This is a genomic window from Phenylobacterium sp. 58.2.17 (assembly GCF_026411515.1).
In the GTDB taxonomy this organism is placed as follows: domain Bacteria; phylum Pseudomonadota; class Alphaproteobacteria; order Caulobacterales; family Caulobacteraceae; genus Phenylobacterium.
On the sequence record NZ_JAPMTQ010000001.1, the window covers coordinates 139,870 to 161,709 of the forward strand.

At 62.4% G+C, this 21,840-nt stretch carries 10 protein-coding genes; 2 read left to right on the forward strand and 8 right to left on the reverse strand.

Features of this window, described 5'->3' with window-relative positions; translation table 11 throughout:
* Positions 1 to 337 precede the first annotated feature (337 nt).
* The 5 genes from drmC to drmD all read right to left on the reverse strand — a co-directional run bounded on the left by drmC (position 338) and on the right by drmD (position 14,343).
* A complete protein-coding gene (gene drmC, locus OUA97_RS00740) occupies positions 338 to 1,093 on the reverse strand; it encodes a DISARM system phospholipase D-like protein DrmC (protein ID WP_267229806.1) in 756 nt (251 codons plus the stop codon).
* Positions 1,093 to 2,934, reverse strand: coding sequence for a DUF1998 domain-containing protein (drmB, locus tag OUA97_RS00745; RefSeq protein ID WP_267229807.1), 1,842 nt, complete (start codon positions 2,932 to 2,934; stop codon positions 1,093 to 1,095). Before drmB ends, drmC begins: the two co-directional genes overlap by 1 nt.
* The gene (drmA, locus tag OUA97_RS00750; RefSeq protein ID WP_267229808.1) at positions 2,931 to 6,548 is read right to left on the reverse strand and encodes a DISARM system helicase DrmA; all 3,618 of its coding nucleotides are present in this window, start codon (positions 6,546 to 6,548) and stop codon (positions 2,931 to 2,933) included. Before drmA ends, drmB begins: the two co-directional genes overlap by 4 nt.
* A 374-nt stretch (positions 6,549 to 6,922) precedes the next feature.
* Positions 6,923 to 11,236: an Eco57I restriction-modification methylase domain-containing protein gene (locus OUA97_RS00755; RefSeq protein WP_267229809.1), complete on the reverse strand. Its 4,314-nt coding sequence runs from the start codon at positions 11,234 to 11,236 to the stop codon at positions 6,923 to 6,925.
* Complete coding sequence (drmD, locus tag OUA97_RS00760; RefSeq protein ID WP_267229810.1) at positions 11,233 to 14,343, reverse strand: DISARM system SNF2-like helicase DrmD; 3,111 nt, start codon at positions 14,341 to 14,343, stop codon at positions 11,233 to 11,235. The genes OUA97_RS00755 and drmD overlap by 4 nt, the downstream gene beginning before the upstream one ends.
* A 274-nt stretch (positions 14,344 to 14,617) precedes the next feature.
* Between drmD and OUA97_RS00765 the strand changes: the two genes are divergently transcribed.
* Together OUA97_RS00765 and OUA97_RS00770 are read left to right on the forward strand one after the other, a co-directional pair.
* Positions 14,618 to 15,862, forward strand: a complete 1,245-nt coding sequence (locus tag OUA97_RS00765) for a DNA cytosine methyltransferase (protein WP_267229811.1) — start codon at positions 14,618 to 14,620, stop codon at positions 15,860 to 15,862.
* A gap of 132 nt (positions 15,863 to 15,994) precedes the next feature.
* Positions 15,995 to 16,402 carry a very short patch repair endonuclease gene (locus OUA97_RS00770; RefSeq protein WP_267229812.1) on the forward strand — a complete coding sequence of 136 codons (408 nt, stop codon included), beginning with the start codon at positions 15,995 to 15,997 and terminating at the stop codon, positions 16,400 to 16,402.
* Here OUA97_RS00770 and OUA97_RS00775 read toward each other — a convergent pair.
* The 3 genes from OUA97_RS00775 to OUA97_RS00785 all read right to left on the reverse strand — a co-directional run bounded on the left by OUA97_RS00775 (position 16,399) and on the right by OUA97_RS00785 (position 21,780).
* On the reverse strand, positions 16,399 to 17,298 hold the full coding sequence (locus OUA97_RS00775) for a hypothetical protein (protein WP_267229813.1): 900 nt from the start codon (positions 17,296 to 17,298) through the stop codon (positions 16,399 to 16,401). The two genes, OUA97_RS00770 and OUA97_RS00775, sit on opposite strands and share 4 nt — an antisense overlap.
* Before the next feature lie 655 nt (positions 17,299 to 17,953).
* Positions 17,954 to 19,273 carry an McrC family protein gene (locus tag OUA97_RS00780; protein WP_267229814.1) on the reverse strand — a complete coding sequence of 440 codons (1,320 nt, stop codon included), beginning with the start codon at positions 19,271 to 19,273 and terminating at the stop codon, positions 17,954 to 17,956.
* Positions 19,270 to 21,780, reverse strand: coding sequence for an AAA family ATPase (locus OUA97_RS00785; protein WP_267229815.1), 2,511 nt, complete (start codon positions 21,778 to 21,780; stop codon positions 19,270 to 19,272). The genes OUA97_RS00780 and OUA97_RS00785 overlap by 4 nt, the downstream gene beginning before the upstream one ends.
* Between the last annotated feature and the right edge of the window lie 60 nt (positions 21,781 to 21,840).

Below are 21,840 nucleotides of genomic sequence, written 5' to 3' on the forward strand. Positions count from 1 at the left end.
ACGCGGCGAATAATAAAGACGCCCGAAGAGTTGACGATTCACTGACCAGAACGTTCAGAAACAAAAATGGCCACCCCTGGGATTGAGCTAATCTAGAATTCAGAATACTGGGGTCGGAACGACGCTTACCCCGCATGCGAAAGCTCATCGTGATCGCTGCCGCCAGCCAAAGTCGTTGAAGCGCCGCGGGGCAGTTGAACCAGGACGGGTGGCCACGGAATAGTCCCGGAGAGATGGCGCCTCGCGACCAATTTCGCCCTGAGATCAGTCGCTTAGCTTATCCGCCAAGCGATGCTAGGGCGCTTGGCCGGATAAATGCTGTCGCTCAGGCCATCGGCTATGCAACCACGGAAAGCACCTTTGTTGCGACAAGTCCGTGCAGGTGGGCTCGGAGCGTTTTCGGGACGTCCGTGCCGCGCACCAGAAGGCCTGCCTCGATATTCTTTTCGAGGGCGTAGCCGGTGATATTCGCGCTCGTGACGAATGCCGCCTCATCGTCGGCCAGTGCCAGCTTGGCGTGGACACGACCTTCGCTGAACGGTTCCGGCCGGTTCACCCAGCTCAGCAAGGTCGCGCCGGGCACACTCGCCCGCATGGCCGCGATCATGTCCTGGTCGAGGCTTCCTCCCTTTCCGACCGAAGCCTCGATAAGGATCTGGACCGCCGCGCCCCGCCTGACTGCGGCATTGAGCGCATCGACCACCGATGCCACCTTGTAGGCCACGAAACTGACCAGGAAGAGCTCTTCTTTCGCGCTTCCAATTACGTCGAGCAGAACCTGCTCTGTACGCCGCGTGGGGACGGCGCTCGTGGTCGGGCCGGTCCAAACGAGCTCGATCGAGGTCGCATCACGCGCGGCTGCATTGGCGCGCGCGGCCCCCAGAAGCATCCCTCTCACGAGGTCGCTCGAAGAGGTTCGGTCCATAGCCGAGATCAGTCGCCAAAGAGCACGTCTCGCCGGGGCCGTCGCCACCAGACTCGGAACCTCCGCGTCAGTGACTGGGCCTTTCTGGAGCCTATTGGCGATTGCTTCGATCTTGTTCGGGGAGAGGAGCGCAGCCAATTCCACGATGGGGCCGAGAAGAGCCTCCATCAGGAGCCACCGAAGAACGCCGCGTCAGGCGCCTCGAGGGTGGGCGTTACGAGCGAGCGATCCAAGTGACGGTTGCCTCGCTCGCAGGACGTCTCCGAAACGAACGAGCACGCATGACAAGCGGCTCCGTGCAGCGACTGATCCTTGGAGGGGTCGTGCTCAGCGCAAAGCGGGTCGGATGCGCAGACGACCGCCCTGTCGAGGGCCTGGCGAAGGAGCCGCCCTAGGTTCTCTGGTTTCCCGAGCTCGACGAGTCCTCCCAACGTACCGTCGGAATCCGCTGCCGCCGTGTATACGAGAATGCCTGCCTGATCCCGGCCCTCGTCGACATCGGCGTACACCCGCTCACGGATGCTGGCGGAGTTGTAGCCGCATTCCAATGCGAGCTCCCGTATCAGCAAGTGCGCCAGCGTGTGGAGCATGACGTACCGGATCCCGGCATAACCCTCGCTGGGGTCCAGACCACGCTTGTTGCGCCAACCGCGATGACCTTCACGCAGGCGCTTGTCCACGGCGACGACCGCGGCGCGTGAAGCCCAGTTTGCGAGAGCTTGCGGCTCGAACTGAATGAATATCCCTTCTCCGTGGACCTCGGTGGCGGGGACCCATTCGGGCGTCTTGCGCATCAACGGCGCGCGGGGGGCGGCGCTCGAACCGCCGCCTTCGTCCGGAGATTCGACCCGGGTGAAGCCGACCAAGGCGTTCACCTCGCGCAAGCGCTCAAGAAGGAGCACGCGCGTAATCGCGGCCTCGAAGCCGGTCGGCACGTCCACCTTCTTGCTCATAAAATAGGGATAGTCCGTGGGGGGATCTTCGGCCGTCAATATGTCCCACTCGGGCTCCTTCAGATCACTTTGCTCGATCTCCTTTCCGCCTGCCCGATGGGTTTCGATCGCCGCCCAGATTTGTTCGTCGGTGAACTTTTCGATGCCCGGAAGTTGGGCCGACTTCTTAAGCGTCTTCACCACGAATCCGACCTCGACGGCCGAGCTCACGTCCGCGAAGAAGGTCCAGCCGTCTGCGATCAGCTGAGCCAGCGGGCTGCCGGTTTGTGGAATGGCCAGGACGGACAGGGTGACCGGGAACCAGCCATTGGCGGCACCGAGTAGGATGGCCCTCGGGTCTTCGGTGCAATCCTCGTCGAACCTATCGAGATGCGGGTGTCTCCCGCGGCACCCCGGCAGATTGTCTCGACCTGCCTGTCCGAATGCCTGTGCCAGACTCCGGGCGGACGAGCAGCCGTCGCACTTGACCCATAGATTCTCGGTCTGAAGCGAGGCGCCGCTTTCGAAGAACCTGAGGGTCCCACGACAGTCACTCGGGCCGCCATGCACGAACCAGTGCCAAGGAAAATCGTCCAAATGACCCGCCCTGCACGCTGTCAGAAAACGTGCGGGCACCGCGTCGGCGTCCTTGGGCTTTTGGTCTCCACTCGACCCTCGGCATGCCTCGTGCACGAACCGGGTCGCTTCGGGTCGGTATCGGTTGTCTTTCAGCTTGAACAGCCCGGCGTCGTAGGGCGACAGCAGGCCGCACTTCACGCACCGTAGCCATCTCGGAAACGGTCTGACGGGCACGCCAATAAGCGCTTCGGCCGAGTTGGGGTCGACGCCGTCACGCGCGCCTATGGGCGGGATGCGGAGGGACTCGACCTGAGGACCCAGCACACGTCGGACGTTGGCGAGCAATCTCGCCTCCTGGACAGGTAAGCACCTGTCCTTCTCCCATCGATCCATCCCCATCGTGACCACGGAGAGATTGGGCAGATCTACGAGTGCACCCGGACCATAGGTCCAGAGGAGCTGACTTGGGCGGACTTCTCCAACGGGTGTCCGGCTCATGCTGCGCCCCCATTCTTGGGCGGGCGGGGCGGCCAGGGTGGATCTACGTTCGAGCGGTCGTCGTCCATCACCAGACGAACCCCGGGTTCCACCTCGCGCATCGACATGGGAACCGTCCAGTCCGTCCAGGCCTTCACCCCAGGAGGCGACAGCAGCGGGTATGCTGTCGGGCCCGCCCCGCGCTTTTCGTAGACGAGAGCGCGCCCGCCGACGGCGGCTTCACTCGCCCACTCGTCCGCGCGACTTTTCAGCTCCGCTTCGACCAAGTTTCTCTTGTGGGAATCTTCGGTCACCTCCCAGGCGCGCTCCGCGACGACCGCGATCGTCTCCTGCATTTCTGGCCGGCTGGGGCTGTTCAGGGAGGCAGCTCCTGGGTTGGGCGCGAAGGGATCGTAGGTTTGACGCATCACCGAAAGCATCGCGCCCGTAAGCCCACGGTCTAGGGCTCGCGGAGAGAATGGTGTGACGGACTGGGCTTCCACGTGTTGGTAGAAGGTCGCGTGGTAGTGCTCGAACGTCTCGTAGTGCGAGAGGTCTCGTGGCCGAGCCCATGTGAAGACGGCCGCCACGAGCCCAGGATGGGCACGCCCCACCCGGCTCGTCGCTTGAATGTATTCTGCGGTTCCCTTGGGCTGACCGTTGACGACCATGACCCCAAGCCGGTTCACGTCGACTCCGACCGAAAGCATGTTCGTCGCCAAGACGACGTCGATCGCCCAGGGATCGTCCTTCTTGCGGTCGGGCAGCCACTTGTCCTCGCCTTTGTCGAACGTGCCGCGAAACGGCATCTCAAGCTCGTCGAGGTAGCGTGGGATTTGCTGGCTCGATACTCGCGAGGTCAGCTCTCTCACGACATTGACCGCTCGCTGCGCCAACCCCGGTCGCTCGACGAGGCTCATGTTGACGCGGAAGGAACGCGTCTGAACATCGTCTTCGGCCAGCCGCTTCATACCTCCAAGTTCCCGCAGCGAATTGAAATAGCCGACCAGCGTCATGTACGGGTCTGCTATTGGGCCGAACCGGTCGAACAGCGATTGCGCAGCCGTGAGGAACGCCGTGTAGGTCCTGATCAGAACGGCGGGTCTCGAACTTCCTGGCGCACATATGCCGAGATAGCGCCTGCCCGGTTTCTGTTCGATTGGACGCTGTACGGAAAAGAAGTTGTCCTCGACGTCCAGGCCGGACGGCGGGAACACCGCAAGCCGCCGCATGAAGACGTTGCGGACTTGATCCTCAGCGCGTCGCACGGTCGCTGTCGAGGCGACGATTTTCGGTCGGATCTTGGCCGATCCGATACTCCAGCAGCTGAGCTGGTCGACAGCGCTTTCATACAGCCCCACCATCGTCCCCAACGGACCGCTGATGAGATGGAACTCGTCCTGAATCACGAGATCCGGCGGACGAACCTCGCGCGCAGTCTTCACCGCCGCCACAGGATATCCCCGATTGGCTCTGTGACCCGTTCCGCAGTCGTGACCAGGCCAGAGCATCCCATGACGCTCGCACTCCTGCCCGACGCGCCCGAACAGGTTTCGAACCTCGGGCCGCCAAGCCATCATCGCGAACTTGTCGACGGTCGCGATCAACATGGTCGGAGGACGGTGGTAGATCTCCTCGTCGACGACTTTCACCGGCAGCCCAGGCTGAGCGTGGCCGCTGGATCGTGCGCGCGAGAATTCGCATTGGCCCAGCTTGTCGCCGCAGAAGATGCTCGTGCGTCCCCCAATCCGATCGACCTCGATCTCGCGACCGGGCGCGATTTCGGAACCGCACCACGGGCAGCTCGTCAACTGCGCCGGCGACGACATCCCCGCCGTATTCCGATCCTTGTTCCGCAGAGCCTCGATGGCCTGATGCGACACCTCCGTGGTCCCTGGCGTGACGCGATTTCCCACCCACAAGCCGAGGGAGAATGGCTCATTGCCCCAGGTCCGAGCGTCGGCGCGGCGCAACGCTTCCATCGCGCAGAGTAGTGTCGCAGCACGCTGGAACTGCTGCAGGGTGAGCAGTCGTAGCGTGTAGCGCATGATCACGGCGAGCCCGCGCGATCCATCCAGGCCGCCGAGATCGCTCTTCAATCGCCTGATGCCCATCGCGAAAGCCGCTACGCCCAGGTAGGCCTCGGTCTTGCCACCGCCGGTCGGGAACCAGAGCAAATCGGCGAAACCCTCTGCCGGCCGACTGCGGTCGGGGTGGGTCGGATCCGCCAGCGACGGGATGGCGAGCAGAAGGAACGCCAGCTGGAACGGCCGCCACGACCTGTTCTTAGGAATGTTCAACGCCTTGAGATCAGCGGGCTCGTTCCGACGTCGCTTGAGCGCATAGAGGCTTCGAACGCGCTGCATCGCCATCGAGCGATTGGCGAAACGGAACGCCTGGAGCGCCTTTTCGTCCCGCAGGACGGTTTCGACGCCGTGGCGGAGCCGAAGGAGCGCCTCCTCGCATCTGGCGATTACGTCGGCGCTGGCTTCCTCGAAACCAAAGATTTCGGTTCCGATCCGTTGTCGTTGATCCTCGATCCAAGCGCCGTAGTCGTCGACTAGGCAAGAAAGCGCATTTTCGAGTTGGCCCGCGTCCAAGTCGGCCAGCTTGGCCATATCGAGCCAACCCTGCTCCACCATGCGACGCATCGCCGGGCGATCGCCGGGATCGGAGCCCGGTGTCTCGGTCACCGCGACCTCGTAACGGGGAACGATTTCAGTCCGGACTCGGAGCGCCTTGTCGGGCTCCGCGGAGCTGACTTCCACGTGGACCGATACACCGTGACCAACGGCGAATTCGAGGCGATTGCGATAGATCAGCGCCAGCCGATCGTGCTCCGGGTCGTCCACGACGACATTGTTGCTGGGTCGCCGCCTGAACACGGCCTTGTCGGCGCGCTCCGGAGAGGCGGCGACGGCGATTTCCGGTTGGAAGACCCAGGCGCTGTCCTTGTTCTCTTCCGGCTCCAATTGCCCGTTCACGAGAAACAAAGTTACTAGGCGCTCGCCATTACCGTTGGTCCGGATCGTGCCCTGAAGCCGCACGTCCTGCTGATCGCGATCGGGCGTTATCGGTTTGATTTGGCCGTCGACCAACTGGAGACGAGCGGGACCTCCGCAGGGAATCCGACGCCAAACTCTGACCTTGACCTCTTCCTCGTGGCCCGTCTGCCGGTCGCGCCGATGCTTGACCACCTCGTGCTCGTCGCCGGGGACGCGCTCGTAACGTCCCCAGGTAGCCTCGACCTCGAGCGCCTCGACATCGGCTGCCACGCAGAAGGTCAGTCCAACGCTCGACGGCACCAGCGACTGGTTGTTCGTCGTGTCGATCTCGTCCAGCGCGTCGTCCTCGGGCTCGACGCGTCCCGAGGCGCTTGAGAACTCGGCGCCGGGTTCGTGCAGAGGCGCGGCGCGTTCGTCCTCAAGGTCACGAGCATCGTCAGCTGCCGCGGCTGGTTCGGCTTCAGGGGAGAGGCCGTCAGCCGGCCGGCGCGGCGCAAGCTTGCCGACAAGGTAGCGATCGCGGACGCTCATGTCCTTGATCAGCTCGTGTGGGCCGCCAGCTGGGCCGAGAAGGTCGTCACGGACGGCGAGCTCCAGGAGGTCGCGTACGTAGCCGACGTCTTCCACCATTGGGATTTGCCCCGGAGTTTCGATGTCGGATTTAGCGAGTGTTCTGGTGAAGTCGTCCCACCTCACCCTTGTTGCCGTTGCTTGTGGCAGCACGAGTTCCGCATCAGTTAGCGGTATGGGCGGGTCAAAGGTGTGCAGACGATCAAAGTAGATCAGCGCGGATCCGAGGCTACAGCGCTTCCGAAGGATGCGTCCCGCATGCGTGATATCGGTAGGTTCGCCTACAATTAGGACCCAATCGCCTTCATTGATGGCCCCGTACCCCTCGGCTTTGAGCTCCAGTCGCGTACAATAGGCATTTGCCTCTAGCCCACCTTTCAGCAACCAGGCAGATGTTGGCATTGGTCTGTTGGATTCATAACGCATCCGTACAGTCACCCCCGATACCGATATCGAGCACCGCGTCGTTCACCAAGACGCTCGACGGCACCCTGGCTAAGGAGCCCTCCAATCCCCGAATTCCACTCCGCATCGGCTAAGCCAGTTGCGCTAAGGACGCCCGCTTTTGCATGCCAGCCAGGGATCTTCTGCAAATAATCCAAGATTACCTGTTGCGGACTCTGAGAAACGGTGATGTCGCGTTGGCGAGGAGCGGGTTCCGCAAAGAGTGAGACTTGGGAGCTAGTAGGTGAACGCTTGAGATTGCGAGCCCGCTTATTGGAGAGAGAGCTTCCATGTAAGCCTTGCGCAACCTCCTCATTGAACCGTCGACGATTGAGTTCTGAGAGCCGGCGAAGCACCTCGAGGCGCGCGGGTTCGGAAATTGCGAAACGCAGGCGGTCGTTCCCCGCCAGCGAGGGCACATCACGGAAGTCGTGCTCAAGATTAAGATCTGTCCAGCCGTACGCATCCATAACCGCGAGATCAGTTTCGATCTGGAGTTGCCTCAACTCTTCGATCTGTGAATCTTGATCATCTGGAGCGTGAATTCGATTGTACAGTCTCGTGAGACCAATCTCATTGGAGATCATAGTCAATCGACGAAATTCGTGAAATTTTTCACCGAGTTTCACGATAGATTCTGGTTCACTGAGACGCGGCAACGGAAAGGTCTCGAAGGCGTTTCCAGGCGAATACTTCAGTCGCGTCTCAAGCTTCGACGAATAAGTACGCGCCCAGACTTCGTGGATGGACGACTGGCATATCAGCCACAACCCTAGCCCACCAGAAAACACATCCAAATTTGCGGACATGACATAAGTGTTCGGCACCATCGCGAACGCCAAATGTTTGGTTACTTCGCTGCAAACCATAATGGTCTTTGGCGGCTGTCTTGTTGCATCCCATCCTTCGGGATGTCGATCGAAGTGACGACCGCGGCCAATAGCGTGAAAGAGACCCGTTCGCCGCCCCTCATACAACCACCAAGCTTCCCTTAGCGGTTCGGCGCAAACGAACTGGCCGTTTTCCTTTCTGCGAAAACGATCTGGCTTTACATGCTCAAGCACGTGGCGATAGGGCAAGGTATAGCTTGCCGCACGCGACTCAGGCCAATCCCAGAAATTGATTGACCACCGGCTAGGGCGCTGTTCTGAATCGGAATTCAGATCCTCCCCATTCAGGTAAGGAAAAAGCACATCAGCATTCCGCCGATCTGCTTCTAGCATTCTTCTCGCTTCTTCTTGAGTTATTACGAAACCAAGGCCGCGAGTTATGCAACCCTGAAAAGCAATTCCATCATTCGCCTTAAGTCGCTTTGGACTCCACTCTTCCCGATCAGAGAGAAAGGCCGAAATGAAGGGTGCAGGCTTTCCTCGCAATAGTCGATCGCCTCGCCAATCTCCCTTCCTCACGTGAACGCGGCTCGTAGCTACAGCCGCTGCACCCGGCCACGGCTCATTTGGGTAAGCAGAGTGGATCACTGCACCTGCCTGCACCATTGCCTCAAGCCCGACTTGACGCGTATCTCCCTCAGCAATTGTGTTCACCGCTAGAAGGCCGAAGCCGCCGCCGCGACGAAGAAGAGCAAACAGCCGCAAGAAGAAGTAGGCCACAAGATCAGCGGACCCGCGCCGCCCGTCAGCAAGGTATGTGACCAGCCAATCCCGATAGCAGGTGCCAAGCGCCCCGGTTATGCGCTGCCCGCCGAGAAATGGCGGGTTCCCGACGAACGCATCGAACCCGGGATTCTCGCGTTGAAACACTTCGGGGAATTCAAGCGGCCAGTGTAGCGGGCGACGCGCTGCACCGTCCGGTGCGTCCTTCGCCAGGTCGCGGCGTGCTTCCCGCAGCAACCGATCAATAGCTGAGGGGTCTCCTCGCGAAACAACGTCTGCGTAAGCGGCTAGATTCTCGATCTTCGCGGCTTGATCACTCGCTCGCTCCCCGGCAAGCGCAATGGAGACGAGCCTGTCCGCTATCCGTTCAGGGAAGTTGAGCTCCCTTCGCGAGTGATCATCCAGAACGGCCATCGATTGTATATCGCTGACGTCCCTGATGGGGATTGCCCGTAATTCGCCTCGAAGCTCGAGTGCGCGCTCGACAGCCGCCTTGACGGTTCGTCCAAATATCCGGAGCTGCTCAACGCTGGTTGGCCTCATGTCTAGCTTCAGCAGCTGGTCGAGATGCTGAATTCCGAGAAGACTGTCACCGCTGCGAAGATTGTGGTCGAGAAATCCGAACGGGCGCCCCTTCGCCAGCGTGATAAGCCACAGCGACAGCTTGGCTAGCTCAACAGCCAGAGGGTTGCGATCGACGCCATAGAGGCAACGTTCCGCAACCAGGCGCCTTGCAACAAGCGTCCTTTCTTCAGTACCCCCAGACAGCAAGCCGAGTTCAGCCGAACTGCCGGGAGGGAGACGGGCACCGTCCGGATCGAAGAGCTCTCCTTGCTCCTCTTCCGCAGCCCAAGCTTCAACGAGCCGGTCAGCCACCCAACGGCAAACTTCGACCAAGAAGGCTCCCGACCCCATAGCAGGATCGCAAATCTTGAGATCGAGAATCTCGTCGGTGCCTTTCAGCTCCCATTCTTCCCGCGCCCTACCCTCCTCCGGCCCCCGATAGACGATCGGCGCGATCGTCTCCTGGACGATCTTTTCGGTGAGGCTCTTGGGTGTGTAGTGCGTCCCGCTCTCACGCCGATCGGCACCGAGCACGACCACGAACGCGCCGGAATGATGAACCAGCGGATAACCCCAAGGGTCGGCCCGCAGAAGCGCGCCATAGGGCAGGATGCGGTCACGTAGGGACGCGTCGCCGCGGCAGACTGTCAGCAGCCGTGCCGCCAGGTGATCATCGACCGGGCGCTCTAGATTGTTGTGGATCGCGGGCTCGGAACGCTCGCTCCGTTCCTTCAGGAGTTCCACGACCCTTCGCGTTCCCTCTAGGCGGGCCGATTCCAATTCGCCCAGGGTTATGCGCGGGCTTCTGGCTTTCGCTGCGCTGTCGAGCTCGAGCGTGACGTCGTCGACGCGTTTCACAGTGCGCTCCAGCAGGCCCTCGTACACGTGGCCAATCTGTTCCACGTCGAGAGCGCGGTAGGACAAAGTACGGCCCTCGAAGGTCTGGATCGCCTCCAGCAGCAACAGGACGGTGCGATCGTCAATCGGTAGTGGTTCGGCCGGCTGGCTGCGCCAGCTGGTACCCTTATTGCGGCCTTCCAGGAACGGATAGCGATCCGGGTCGAAGAGCGAGCCGCCGAAGGCCGGAAGTCGGAGGGTTGGATGTTCGATGCCGCCAAATATGGCACGGAACAAAGCCAGCAGGCGGGACCATGCCGATCGCCTTCTCTCGAGAATCTCCTCGGAGTCCGCGCGCAATTGCATGCGCAGGCTGGAGGTCGCGTAGAAGGAATCGTAGCGGGGATCGCCAAGCAGCAGAAGTCCGCGCTCTTCGGCGGCGAGCAGGAAGACCAGCCGCATCATGATCGTCAGGCCGGCTTCGTAGAGCTCCCGCGGATCGACGTCGCGCAGCAGCTCCCGGTTCCGATCCTGGTCGGCCCGATCGAGCGCTTGGACGAGCACCTCAACGGCTCTCCGGACTTGCTCGCCGAGCGCATCAGTGACGTCGTCCTGATGTTTGAGAGAGCGCTCAAATAGCGCGGGCAGCTTCTCATTATCGGGGCCGAAAAAGCGCCGGACCCCCAGTAGACTGACGAAGGCACGGAGGGTCTCGGGTTCCTGGGCCCAAAGTCGGGCGTACCAGCTCGCGAAACTGGCCACACTGCCGACGGGAGCATGGACCAGCATCCATCGCTCTCCATTGATCACCAGGCCGATCGGGCATCCGGTCGCGCGAAGCAGCGAGACCATGCGTTCGGCCGGCGTGGCGGCGAGGCCGTCGAAACGGCGGCTCGCATCGAGATCCACGTCCGGGTCATAGACATCGATCAGAAGCAGCGCGTCGTCGCTACTTGTCGGGTTCATCAGCGCCAGATCGGGCGAGAGCGTGACGCCGTGCTCCGGAATAGCGGCCCGCAGGCGCTCGGGTATTTCCCCGCCGCGGCGCAGAACCTGATCGTCCATCTCAAGCGCGCTGACCATTACCTCGTCGATCCAAGCGCGGTGCAGCGCTGTTAGATCGATGTCGTCCTGATCGACGGCGTCACGCCACTCATCGTAGGCCCGACGCAATCGCTGAGTTCGCGCCGGTGCTTCGAGCCCCTGGGGAAAGACGTCCCGCAACACGGGAACTGCTAGGAACGGGCCCGACACTTCGATGAGATTGAGCCATTCGTGATCCTTGCTCATCGGCGCTTCTCCGTCGCGAGCGAAGCGGGCACTAGCAGGACGACAGCAACAGGAAAGGTATGATCGGTCACCTGCGAATGCCTGTCCTCGATCGCGCGCGCTTCCTGTTCTCGTTCCTGCGGAATTCGGGCGAGACGGGCCTCCAGCGCGGCTCTGTCACGCTTCAGTTGAGTGCGCTCGTCCTCCGAGAAGAGTGACAGCTGCAACGGTTGCTGGTCGGCGACGAGTTCGCTCGTTAACGCTTTCTCGAGATCGTCGAGCACCTGGCGGATGTCCTCGACCTCCTTCCGCTTTCGCATCTCGATCGAGTTGGCGAGGAACCGTAGACGGTCTTTCGATCTAGCTTCGATGGCGGACAAAATGGATTCGCTCTGCTTGTTGAAGCGGGTCCGGAGCGCGTCGAATGACGAGGCCGAAAGGTGGACTGGCTCGGACTCGTCCAGCCAGCGGCGCAGCTCGGTAATCCGGTCCTCCCTCCGGAAGCCTGCGTCTCGCAGATAGCCGCCCGCCTCCGTGAGCTCCTCGTGCAGGCGATGGTGGTTGCCGCCGGTGATCACGAGCCGCGAAATAGCGAGGACTGTTGGTCCTTCGATCTGACCGTCGGGCAGGGAACGAATAGCCACCCGATTCAGCCTTTTTACGTCGTCGCGCGCCCAAATCTCCGCTCGTAACAGAGCGAGGCTCATTTGAACCAAGCGATGGTTCAGGTGGACCAGCACCACGTCATCTCGCCCACGCGCGACCGCATGGTCGAACGTTATCGGCCGCGCCTTGTGCGTGTACGGGTGCTCGAGCCCCTCGAGGCAACGCGACCAGGAGCCCGAGAGCGGCGGCAACCGGAAGGCGGCTCCGTCAGGTGCCCCGGCAAGCGAAATCGGCTGTAGATCCGGCTTCTCCGCCAGTCGCAGGGCCGTTCGAACCGCTCTCTCGATATGATTGGGTGTCAGTCGCTGTTCTTGCTCGGTCTCGCTAAGGCGCTGGTGCAGCTTCGCGATCTTCTCCCGAAGGTCCCGCTCCGCCCTGACCATGCGGCGCGCCTTCTCGATCCGAGCCTCGGCGGGGCGAGTGTCCAGATCTCGCCGTCTTCCCTCCAGAAGGTCCGGGAGTTGCGGCGCGATTACCGGATTGACGCTCCCCATGTCCGCCCGCATCGAGTCGAGCTTCCGAAGGGCGCGAAGGATGTCCTCGCCATGGCCCCCCTCCGCGTCTACGGGGTGCCAGATCACCACTTCGTTCGAGCGCTGGCCATGCCGATCGATCCGGCCGTTGCGCTGCTCCATCACGTTCGGGTTGTACGGGATCTCCAGATGGATCAACAGGTGGCAATGGTTCTGGAGATCGATGCCTTCCGACGCGGCATCGGTCGCGAGGAGGATGCGCACCGGAGCTTCTGAAGGGGCGGCTTGGAACGCGGCTTTGACCGCCTCCCTCTCCTGCTGGTCCATGCCTCCATAGATCAACGCCAGTCGCTCGCCGCCGAAGCCATGCGCGGCGAGGATCTGCTGCATCCATCGCTGCGTGGCCCGGTATTCCGTGAACAGGATCACGCGTTCGGACGTCCAGCCATCTCCCTTCCTGAGGTGCTCGTTCAGCCAATGCAGCACGGCATGGGCTTTGGCGTCCGGGCGATGCGCCGCCTGTTGGGCCCACGCACGCAGTTCGCCGATCAGCCTACGTTCGTCGTCTGCGAACGGACGGGCGTATTTGCCGGCCTCGTCGAGGGCCTCAAGTTCCGCTGCATCACGTTGAGCATCGTCGGCATAGTCCTCTTCGACCCTCGCGATGGCCTTCCTGAGGATGAGCTCGTCCAACCGCCTTCCACCCGATCTCCCATGTTCACGACCCTCTAGCGTGGCGACGTGCTGCTCCAAGGTCCCGAGGAAGGCGGCCGGAGACGAACCGAGGCGTTTGCGTAGCAGCTGATGGACGAAGCGGGACGCGGTCCGACCGTCCTCGCGAGCTGCCTCACGGCGTTCTATGAACGCGTCGAGAAGCTGGCGTGCTTTCCTTTCGTCGTCGCTATACCGGATCGGGAGCGCTTCGAGGCGGCGCTCGGGATAGATCCGCCTGCCCTGCGCGTCTACGAGGTCGCTCTTGAGGCGACGCACCATCACACGCGATAGCTGCGAAGGGCTGGGCAGCACATTGCGGGCAAACCGCTGATCGTCGAGCAACTCGAGAAGCGCCGTGAACGACTCCGTAAATCCGTCGTGCGGCGTCGCGGTCAGGAAGAGCTTGTGCTGGAAGTGCGGCGCGACCAGCCGAACCAATCGCGTTCTGCGGCTCTCCACGGCGTAGCGGCCGACCGTCGGGGCGACGTTGTGCGCCTCGTCCACGATCAAGAGGTCGAAGGTACGTGGGTGGGTCACGTATGGCGGCAGCGCATCACGCAGAAACCGCAAGCCCTCGCCCTGCTTCGCCCAATCCATCGAGGTGATCAGGCGAGGATAGGATGTCCACGGGTTGGCGTGCAGCCCTCGCTCTCGGCGCAATCCTTTGACGTATTCGGTGTCGACCACGCGAAATTCGAGACCGAACTTCTCCTGCATTTCCTGGCGCCACTTCTCCTGAAGCGAGGCCGGGCAAAGGACCAGGATCGTGCGTGCGCGGTGTCGAAGGAGCATCTCCTGAACGACGAGGCCCGCTTCGATGGTCTTGCCGAGGCCGACGTCGTCGGCGATCAGGAGGTTGGTGCGAGCCATGTCGATCGCCCGCACCAAAGGATCGAGCTGATAATCTTCGATGCTGACGCCGCTCCGGAACGGAGCCTGCAGATATCCTCGGTCTGCATTGGTCGCGGCGCCCCACCTCACCGCATCGAGGAACGCGTCGAGCGTCGCTGCATCGTCGAAGCCCGAGAGCCGCGGCAGGCCTGCCCGCTCGATCACATGCGCCCCAGGCTCAAGCTCCCAGAGAACCTCAAGTTCCTCGCCGAGCGCATCCTCGTCGATCGAGACCAGTGACACGAGGTTCTGGCTGGGGAGTTCAGGGGCCGCAGATGCGCGATCCACATCGGAGACGAGCCACTGACGACGCCTCACCTCGACCAGCTGCCCTGGCTCGGGGGTGACCTGGCTCGTCGTGTAAGCAGCTGCTCCCGGATCCATGATCCAAACTCCTGCGGTCGGCGGCTCGGGCCACGGCGATTCCCGTCCAGAGCGTAGCGGCGTGTGCCCACTCGTTTTAGAGGCGCCGTCGCCATTTGGCGCCTTTATCCACAGGCCGATCGGCGCGAGCCGATGATCTGGACCTGGACGGAAGTCTCGGGCGTCAATTTCGCCAGGACAGGGCGGAATCCAGAACTATCGGGCGTCCGGTGCTCTGTCGACCACCGCCGGGCGCCCGCCTACGATGGCTCTCTGGCGACTCAGTGGAAGTTCCGTGACGGCAAAGCCCAAACCCCGCACGTTCGAGGTGACCGCCCTGTTCGGCGGAATCGGCGGTCTAGAATTGGGGCTTTCGAGCTCGGGCCATCGCGCATCGACGTTTTGCGAGCTCGATCCCGAAGCCGCGACGATCCTGAAATCGCATTTCCCCGACGCCACCCTCACCCGGGACATCCGGAACACTCAAGAGGTCGCCGCCGCCATCGGAGCCCGCTCCGAGCTTCTCACCGCTGGGTTCCCTTGCACCGATCTCAGCCAAGCTGGACGCGCTCAAGGCTTCGCCGGGGGCCGTTCGAGCCTCGTCCGCGACGCCCTGAGGCTCCTCGCAGCGAGACCCTTCGCGCATGTGCTCCTGGAGAACGTTCCCAATTGGCGCGTTCTTCACAAGGGAGCCTACCTTGCAGAGGTGGTCACCGCGCTGGAGCAGCAGGGCTACCGGTGGGCCTATCGCACGGTCGATGCGCTCGCCTTCGGCGCGCCGCAGCGTCGGCTGAGGATCTTTCTCTACGCTACGCGTGAGGGAGATCCCCGCGACGTGCTATTCCACGGCGACGTCGCCCCCCCTACGACCGAATTCTCGCTCGAAGAGCGTGCTCACGGCTTCTACTGGACGGAGGGAACGCGCGGGTTGGGTTGGGGAGAAGACTGCGTCCCGACCCTGAAGGGCGGGTCGAGCGCCGGCGTGCCCTCGCCCCCGGCTATCCTCCTTCCGAGCTCAGCCACCGCGACCGCGGGCCTTCGTCTTATCACACCGGACATTCGCGACGCCGAACGACTTCAGGGCTTTCCCGCCGACTGGTCGCGCGAGCTCGTCACGCTGGACGGCTCAGAATTCCGACACCGCCGCCGCTGGTTGCTCGTCGGCAACGCCGTGAGCGTGCGAGTGGCCGCATGGCTGGGCCAGCGCCTCGCGGAACCAGTGCTTTGGGCTGGTGACCCGGGCCGCCCTCTTGAGGACACCGATTCTTGGCCGGCGGCCGCGTACGGAGATCGAACCGGGCGCTTCGCCGCCTCGGTAGGCTCCTGGCCTGTCGCCATGCCGCGCGAGCCGCTCGCCGACTTCTTGCGATATCCTGGCGCCCCGCTCTCGTCGCGCGCGACCGCGGGCTTTCTCGGTCGCCTGCTCGCGAGCCGCCTGCGCATCAGACCGGGGTTCGTGGACGCTCTGCGCGATCATCTCGGCCGTATCGACGCCGCCAGTGGCATTTCCATTCCTTCGGCGAGAGCAAAGGCGGCCTAAACCTTTCCGTTGCCTGGCCCGCCATCCGAGCGCGTTCGTTCTCGTTGACGTGCCTTTCGCGCCTGCCTTCGGGAGCCCGGTTTGAGTCCGCCTCGGCGCCAACCTAGTGCTCGACCTTCGGCCAACCGGTCGGTGGACGGTGTCGACCCTGCGCGCAGCGCATTGATGCGACGGGTCCGCCGTGAACACTCGACGCCTGAGCTGATCGTGCGTCGGGAGCTGCACGGGCGGGGGCTGCGCTACCGCCTACATGTCAGGTCGCTGCCGGGCTCGCCGGACCTCGTGTTCCCTTCGCGTCGGGCGGTCGTATTCGTCCACGGTTGCTTCTGGCACCGGCATCCGGGTTGCCGCGCAACGACGATGCCCAGAACTCGGCAGGCCTTCTGGACCGACAAGTTCGAGCGAAACGTGGAGCGCGACGCGAAAATGATTGCTCAGCTGAAGGCAGCAGGCTGGAACGTTCACATCGTCTGGGAGTGCGAAACCAAGACAGGATCTTACCTCGGGCCTCTCCTGGCGTTCTTGCACGTACCCCGCTAGAGAATTGTTTTGCCCTGCGGCAACATTCCATTGTTCGCTGCGACTTGAGTGATCACTCCGAAGAATTCGCCCCAATGCTCCATTGGGGCGCTATTCTTCGCGAGATTGCATCCTAGATGGGTGATTTGGACATTGCCGCGGACGTACTCTTTTACGTCGCTGTCGATGCGATCCACCGAAAGCTGAAGTAACGGGTTCTGAGGTGAGATGGGAATAGCAACCCCGCACAATGAACAAGCGCCTTTCTGAGCGGCCCAAGTTTCCCGAAGAAGGGCCTCCAACGGATCTGAGCGCTCGGCAGATCGCTGTGGATAGCTGCTCGTGCGCTGTTCACCACTGCGCGCGGCCGACGCTGCAATTCGGGCTAGCGCCTGCCGAATGGCCCCCTCGATACCCAGGTCTTCGAAAGATGGTCGCGAAGCTTCTGGAACGACGATCGGCACCCATCCGCCGGCAGTTGCGATCACATCGAATACTTCACGACCGACGCGAGCCAGATATGCCTTTTGGGCTCCCTCGGGCTTGCTACGCTTCAGCGGGGAATACTTGCTCGGCATGAGCGGCTGGAGAGCGGAGTACACGCTCTTCGGCTCTACAGCGCGCGATGCGCGTTCCCATACTACTGGTAGCCGCCAGCCGGTGGACGCCCAATAATTGCTCGGCCGGCGCAACTCGTCCGGAAGAGGCGCTTCCTCGGCCAGCCCGACGACCCGCCCGACGTAGCCGATCCGCTGTTTCGCGTACGAGAGAACGATGTCGCCAGGACGCGCCACGCGCATATTTTCGTAGAACTGGCTGAACTTTCCGTCACGCTCTCGCTGCGGCGACCACAGGAAGTTCCCGGCGATCTCGTGCTTGTGGCTGGTGTTGTGGTTGACCCACCAGTATTCGGCCATCTGCGCCCCCACCTGCTCCGCTCACGAACTTTATTCTTGATTCCTCTCCTGATGAAGATGCGCTCGCTGCTCGGTACGAGCGTCCTCGTTCTTCGAACGGATCGCGCCCGCCCCATGATGGCGACCAAGCACCGACTCCTGGGGGACGCACATCCGCCTCAATGATCCTGCGTGCCGTCGGCCGCCATTTCGCAGGCCCGGAATAGACCCGAACCGCAGTCAGGATCTCTTGGCTTGATGCGGTTGATCAGCAGGTTGGGCAGCGCTACCAATCGAGTGCAGATCGCTTACGCGAAAGGCCCCCTCAGTCGGTGGCGGCTTCGATGCCCGCCCGATCAAGCCAAACGGTGATCGATCGCTCGCCGGCACGCTCCACCACGACGACATCACCCTCTGTCGCAGCGGAGGTCCCAAGGAACTCCCGTACGGCCTTTCGATTCCTGAGGATCATCTTGTCCCCAGCCACATCCGTTTCGACTGTCGGCCAGGCTCAAAACGGACGACGAACGGGATCCCCGGCTCCCCCTTATTCTTGCCGCCGATCCCACCTTCCGGGATCACGCTTTGGCAATGCCGCAGATAGAAGTGATGGTTGCTAATATTCCCCGCGCTGAGCTTCACGCGACAGACGTCCAGCGACACTTGTGGTCCTTCCTTAAACGCCGACTAGGCCTTCGATCGAAGGCGCACTGGCCTTGCCCAACACGTCCAGCACGAGCGCGCGGCTCCGTCCCTCGAAGCTTGCGAGGTCCGACAGTGAAATCGAGCTAACGGTGAGCTGTCGCCCATCGGCTCCTCGAATTTGGTGGGTGGCGATCGCCCCTTCCTCGGCCCCGACCGCGTCATGGTGCGGATAGAGGAGCATCACCTGCCTGCAGTCATAGACCTGAGAATAGGCCATCATCTGATAGACGTCGGCCTGGCTGATCCCACGCTTGGGATCATCGATTTCGCCCTTCAGCCGCTTCCACTTCGTATCGATGATCACCACGGGCTGGCCGGCCCGGCTAACCACAATGTCAGGCCGGGTCGCAAAGCGCCGGGCTCCATCATCGGCCTGCAGTGCGTGATCTTGCGGTCCTTGGAGGCGGACCTCCAAACCCGTGTCCTTCAAGGCTCGCTTCAGCGAGCGCCCCACGAACTCCTCAAAGAGGGTGTTCATCTCAAACAACAGGGTATGACCCTGACCATTTCCCAGGCTGGTGGTTTGGAAGCGTTCGCCGAGCAGCAATCTAGCGAGCCCTAGCAGGGTCGCCCAGGCTCCATTCGTGCGGTCGAGCACCACCCGATCCCAAGGCAACTGGCCGATCGGCGGAGCGCTGACATCAGCGAACGCGAAGGCGAGTTCATTTAGTCTGCGCTGGTTCTCGGGCGCCTTCGCAAGCACTCGCAATCGCCCGATGGCGGCCTTCATGATCTGGTTGAGCGCAATATCAGGGCTCAACTCATCATACCGGCACGCCAATATGTACGGCGAGGCCGCCAACGCCGTGAACTGCCGCTGGACGTTGAGGCGCCCCCTCAAGGACGCTCGATCAGCCTCTTCGGACACGTAGCGACGCGGCAATCCGCGACGCACAGCGTCAATCAACCGGTCGCAGAACAAACGAATGACGATTTCCAGCAGGTCATGCCCCTGCCAACCCAGGCCTGCCATGGCGCCGCTTGCCACTTCCAAGTCAAAGACCCGCGCGATCATGTGCACCAAGCAGTGACGGGTGGCGCCCGCATCGAGGCCATCGATCTTCGGCAGGATCTCCAGCGTCACCTGGGGCGCGGCGATGACCCCAACCACTTGCTGCGTACGCAAACGCCTATGGCCGTTGACGAGCACGCCCTCCCCGTCCGCCCCACCGATTGCGGCCGAGCGGGCGGCCGCGACAAGGCGATCAGCCGCCCAACGGGGCACGCAGTCGTCACCATCCGCCTCAGAAACGGCGAGATACTCCCACTCACGGCGGCTGCGGACGATCACGCCTTCAACTGCTCGAACGCGTGCTCGGGGTGATCGGCGCGGATGAAGTATCGCCAGCGCTCGGCGTCCGCCAGGAACTGCTCCATGCTCGTCGGCGGCTTGAGCCGCACGCGACCGACAAATGCACCCTCGTCTGTGCTTTCGCCAAGCACCAGACGGACCTTTTCCCAATCCTCGTAGAAGTACTCTGCGAGCAGGGGGATCACCTTCTTGCGCATGACCCGCGAGAGGTCAGCTGGGCTCTGGCATCCCATGAAGAAGGCGTGGCCGATCTGATGCTCCCGATCGAAGAGATATTCGATGCGGGCGTTGAGGCCAGCGAGAACGCCGACAAGATCCACGCCCGTCGCCACGCTTGCATCCTCCAGCGCTTGCGGGTCTGGCATCAGTTCTTCAAACTCGAACCGGCGGCGTAGCGCGGTATCGAGGAGAGCGATCGACCGGTCGGCCGTGTTCATCGTCCCGATGAGATGCAGATTGGAGGGCACACCGAAGACGGCGCCCGAGTAGGGCAGCGTAACCGTCAACTCGTTTGGAGCGCCTAGTCGCTTATCGGGCTCGATAAGCGTGATCAATTCGCCAAAGACCTTCGAAACGTTCGCCCGATTGATCTCATCGATGATGAGGACGTAGGCCTCAGGCTCGCCAGCGACCTCCGTCTCATCCCCGCCGCCGGCAACGATTTGCTCCAGCGCCAGCCAATTGATCTGCTCTGAATCGAGCTGATAGGCCGAAACCTGGCTGAAGCTCCGCCCATAGATCAGCTCGCGAGGCTGACCCACGTCGTTGTGCCAGAGCCACTTCACCGGGCGGCGGTGAAAATAATTGCCAGGATCATCCGGGGCGAATTGATAGTCCCCCGCGACTTCACCAATGGCACGGAACTTCTTGTTGCCGTCGGAGATGACGACCAAGTCGCCGGGCTTCATGGCGCCGCGCAGTGCGTAGAGCTGTTGGATGTCGGGAGCATTACCGGTCGCGTCCGGATGGTCCTGCTGCCATCTTGCCTTGATCGCAGCGAACTCATCAAACTCTGACGCCGACCAGTCGATTACGCCGCCCCACCCTAAGGCGACATAGCCCCCCTTGATCGCGTCCCGAAATAGGCGCCCGCCTTCTTCGCTGTCGCTACGGCCGAGCGACATCTTGAACACGCGTCGATTGCGATTGAAGGCCTTGAGCGGCTGGGCACGTCGATGGTTGTCCAGGGCCAGGCCCGCAATCTGCCGAAAGACGCCAGGTTGAGCACGTAGAGAAAAGCCGGCAGAACCGCCGCTCTCGTTGTCCTCGCCGGTTTCAGGGCGCAGCCCTTCGACGAAGTCCTCGTAGGCGTAGGTCTGGTGGAAGGTGACGAAGCTGATCCGCTTGCGCGCGACGAGCTCGCTATAGCGAGCCATGGTTGCCTCTCGCCCGCCCACGGGCAGCACCCCATCGCATAGCCGCACCGCGTGTTCGGCCGTCGCGAACGTTTTGCCAGTCCCTGGCGGACCATACAGAATGAGGTTGGTCGGCTGCGGTTTGCCCGCAGTTCCTTTGTCTTGCACCACCTCGTTCTCCCCCTCCTCGTCCTGGCGTCCGCTGTCGTTTCCAGCTCGGTTGTTGGTCACCCACAAGAACCCCTGCACGTCCCAGAGGTCCTTCGGCTTCCATCCCCATTCGTCACGCATCACCGCAAAGACCGCGGCCGCCATCGATAGAGCCGTGCGGTACTCCGAAGCGGTCATCAGCCCGACAAACGGCCCGCGCCCGATCAGCCGCTTGGCCGCGCGCTGCATCGCCTGGGTCTTAATAGCCATCGCCTCGTCCGGTCGCGCGAACGCCAACGCGTAGGTCACCAAGCCCCGCACCTGCCCGTACGCGGGATTTTCAAGCGCGCCGCCGGTCACCAAAGGGTGGATTGCGGCAGCACAAGTCGCCGCTGCAGTCCACGGATCCTCCGGATCGCGCAGCAACGTCCCGACGGCGATGCTAATGTCCTTCGCACCCGCTTCACCGGCGTCCTTGATCTGCGTAAAGGCTCTCCAACCGACGGGATTGCCGTCCAACTGCTGCAGGAGGGCGAGCGCTTCGTCGCCGAGGACGTCATCGCTGAGGTCAGGCTGCTCTATGAGCTCGGCAAACCGGCGAACTACCGCTTCCTTCGACGCGCGTTCGTCCTGCCAATAGGCGCCCTCCCGCGCCCCGAACCCTTTCGCCTCGAAGTCAGGGTACTGGGCGAGGAACTCAGTCTTCATGCGCTCAAGCTCATCACGCCTGATGTCTTGACGCCCCTCGCCAGCCTCGGCCTCGCGAAAGCGAGAATAGTAGCTCAGCGTCGCCCGATACCCCGCCAGATTGGCGTAGACGTCTCCGTTGATCTCGAGCTTGGACGGATTAGCGCGGCCCTCGCGCTCGTCGTCCTTCGAATAGCGAAGCGTGCCAAGAATTGTCGCGAAGCGGTCCGCGTCATAGGCCGCGTCCAGATCGCCGTAGTGCCTTTCAAGACGGCCGACTTGCGACCACTGCACGCTTCTGGTCTTGCCCGTGAACGACTGATCACTGAGCCAGTCTCTAAACGCTTCCCTGAC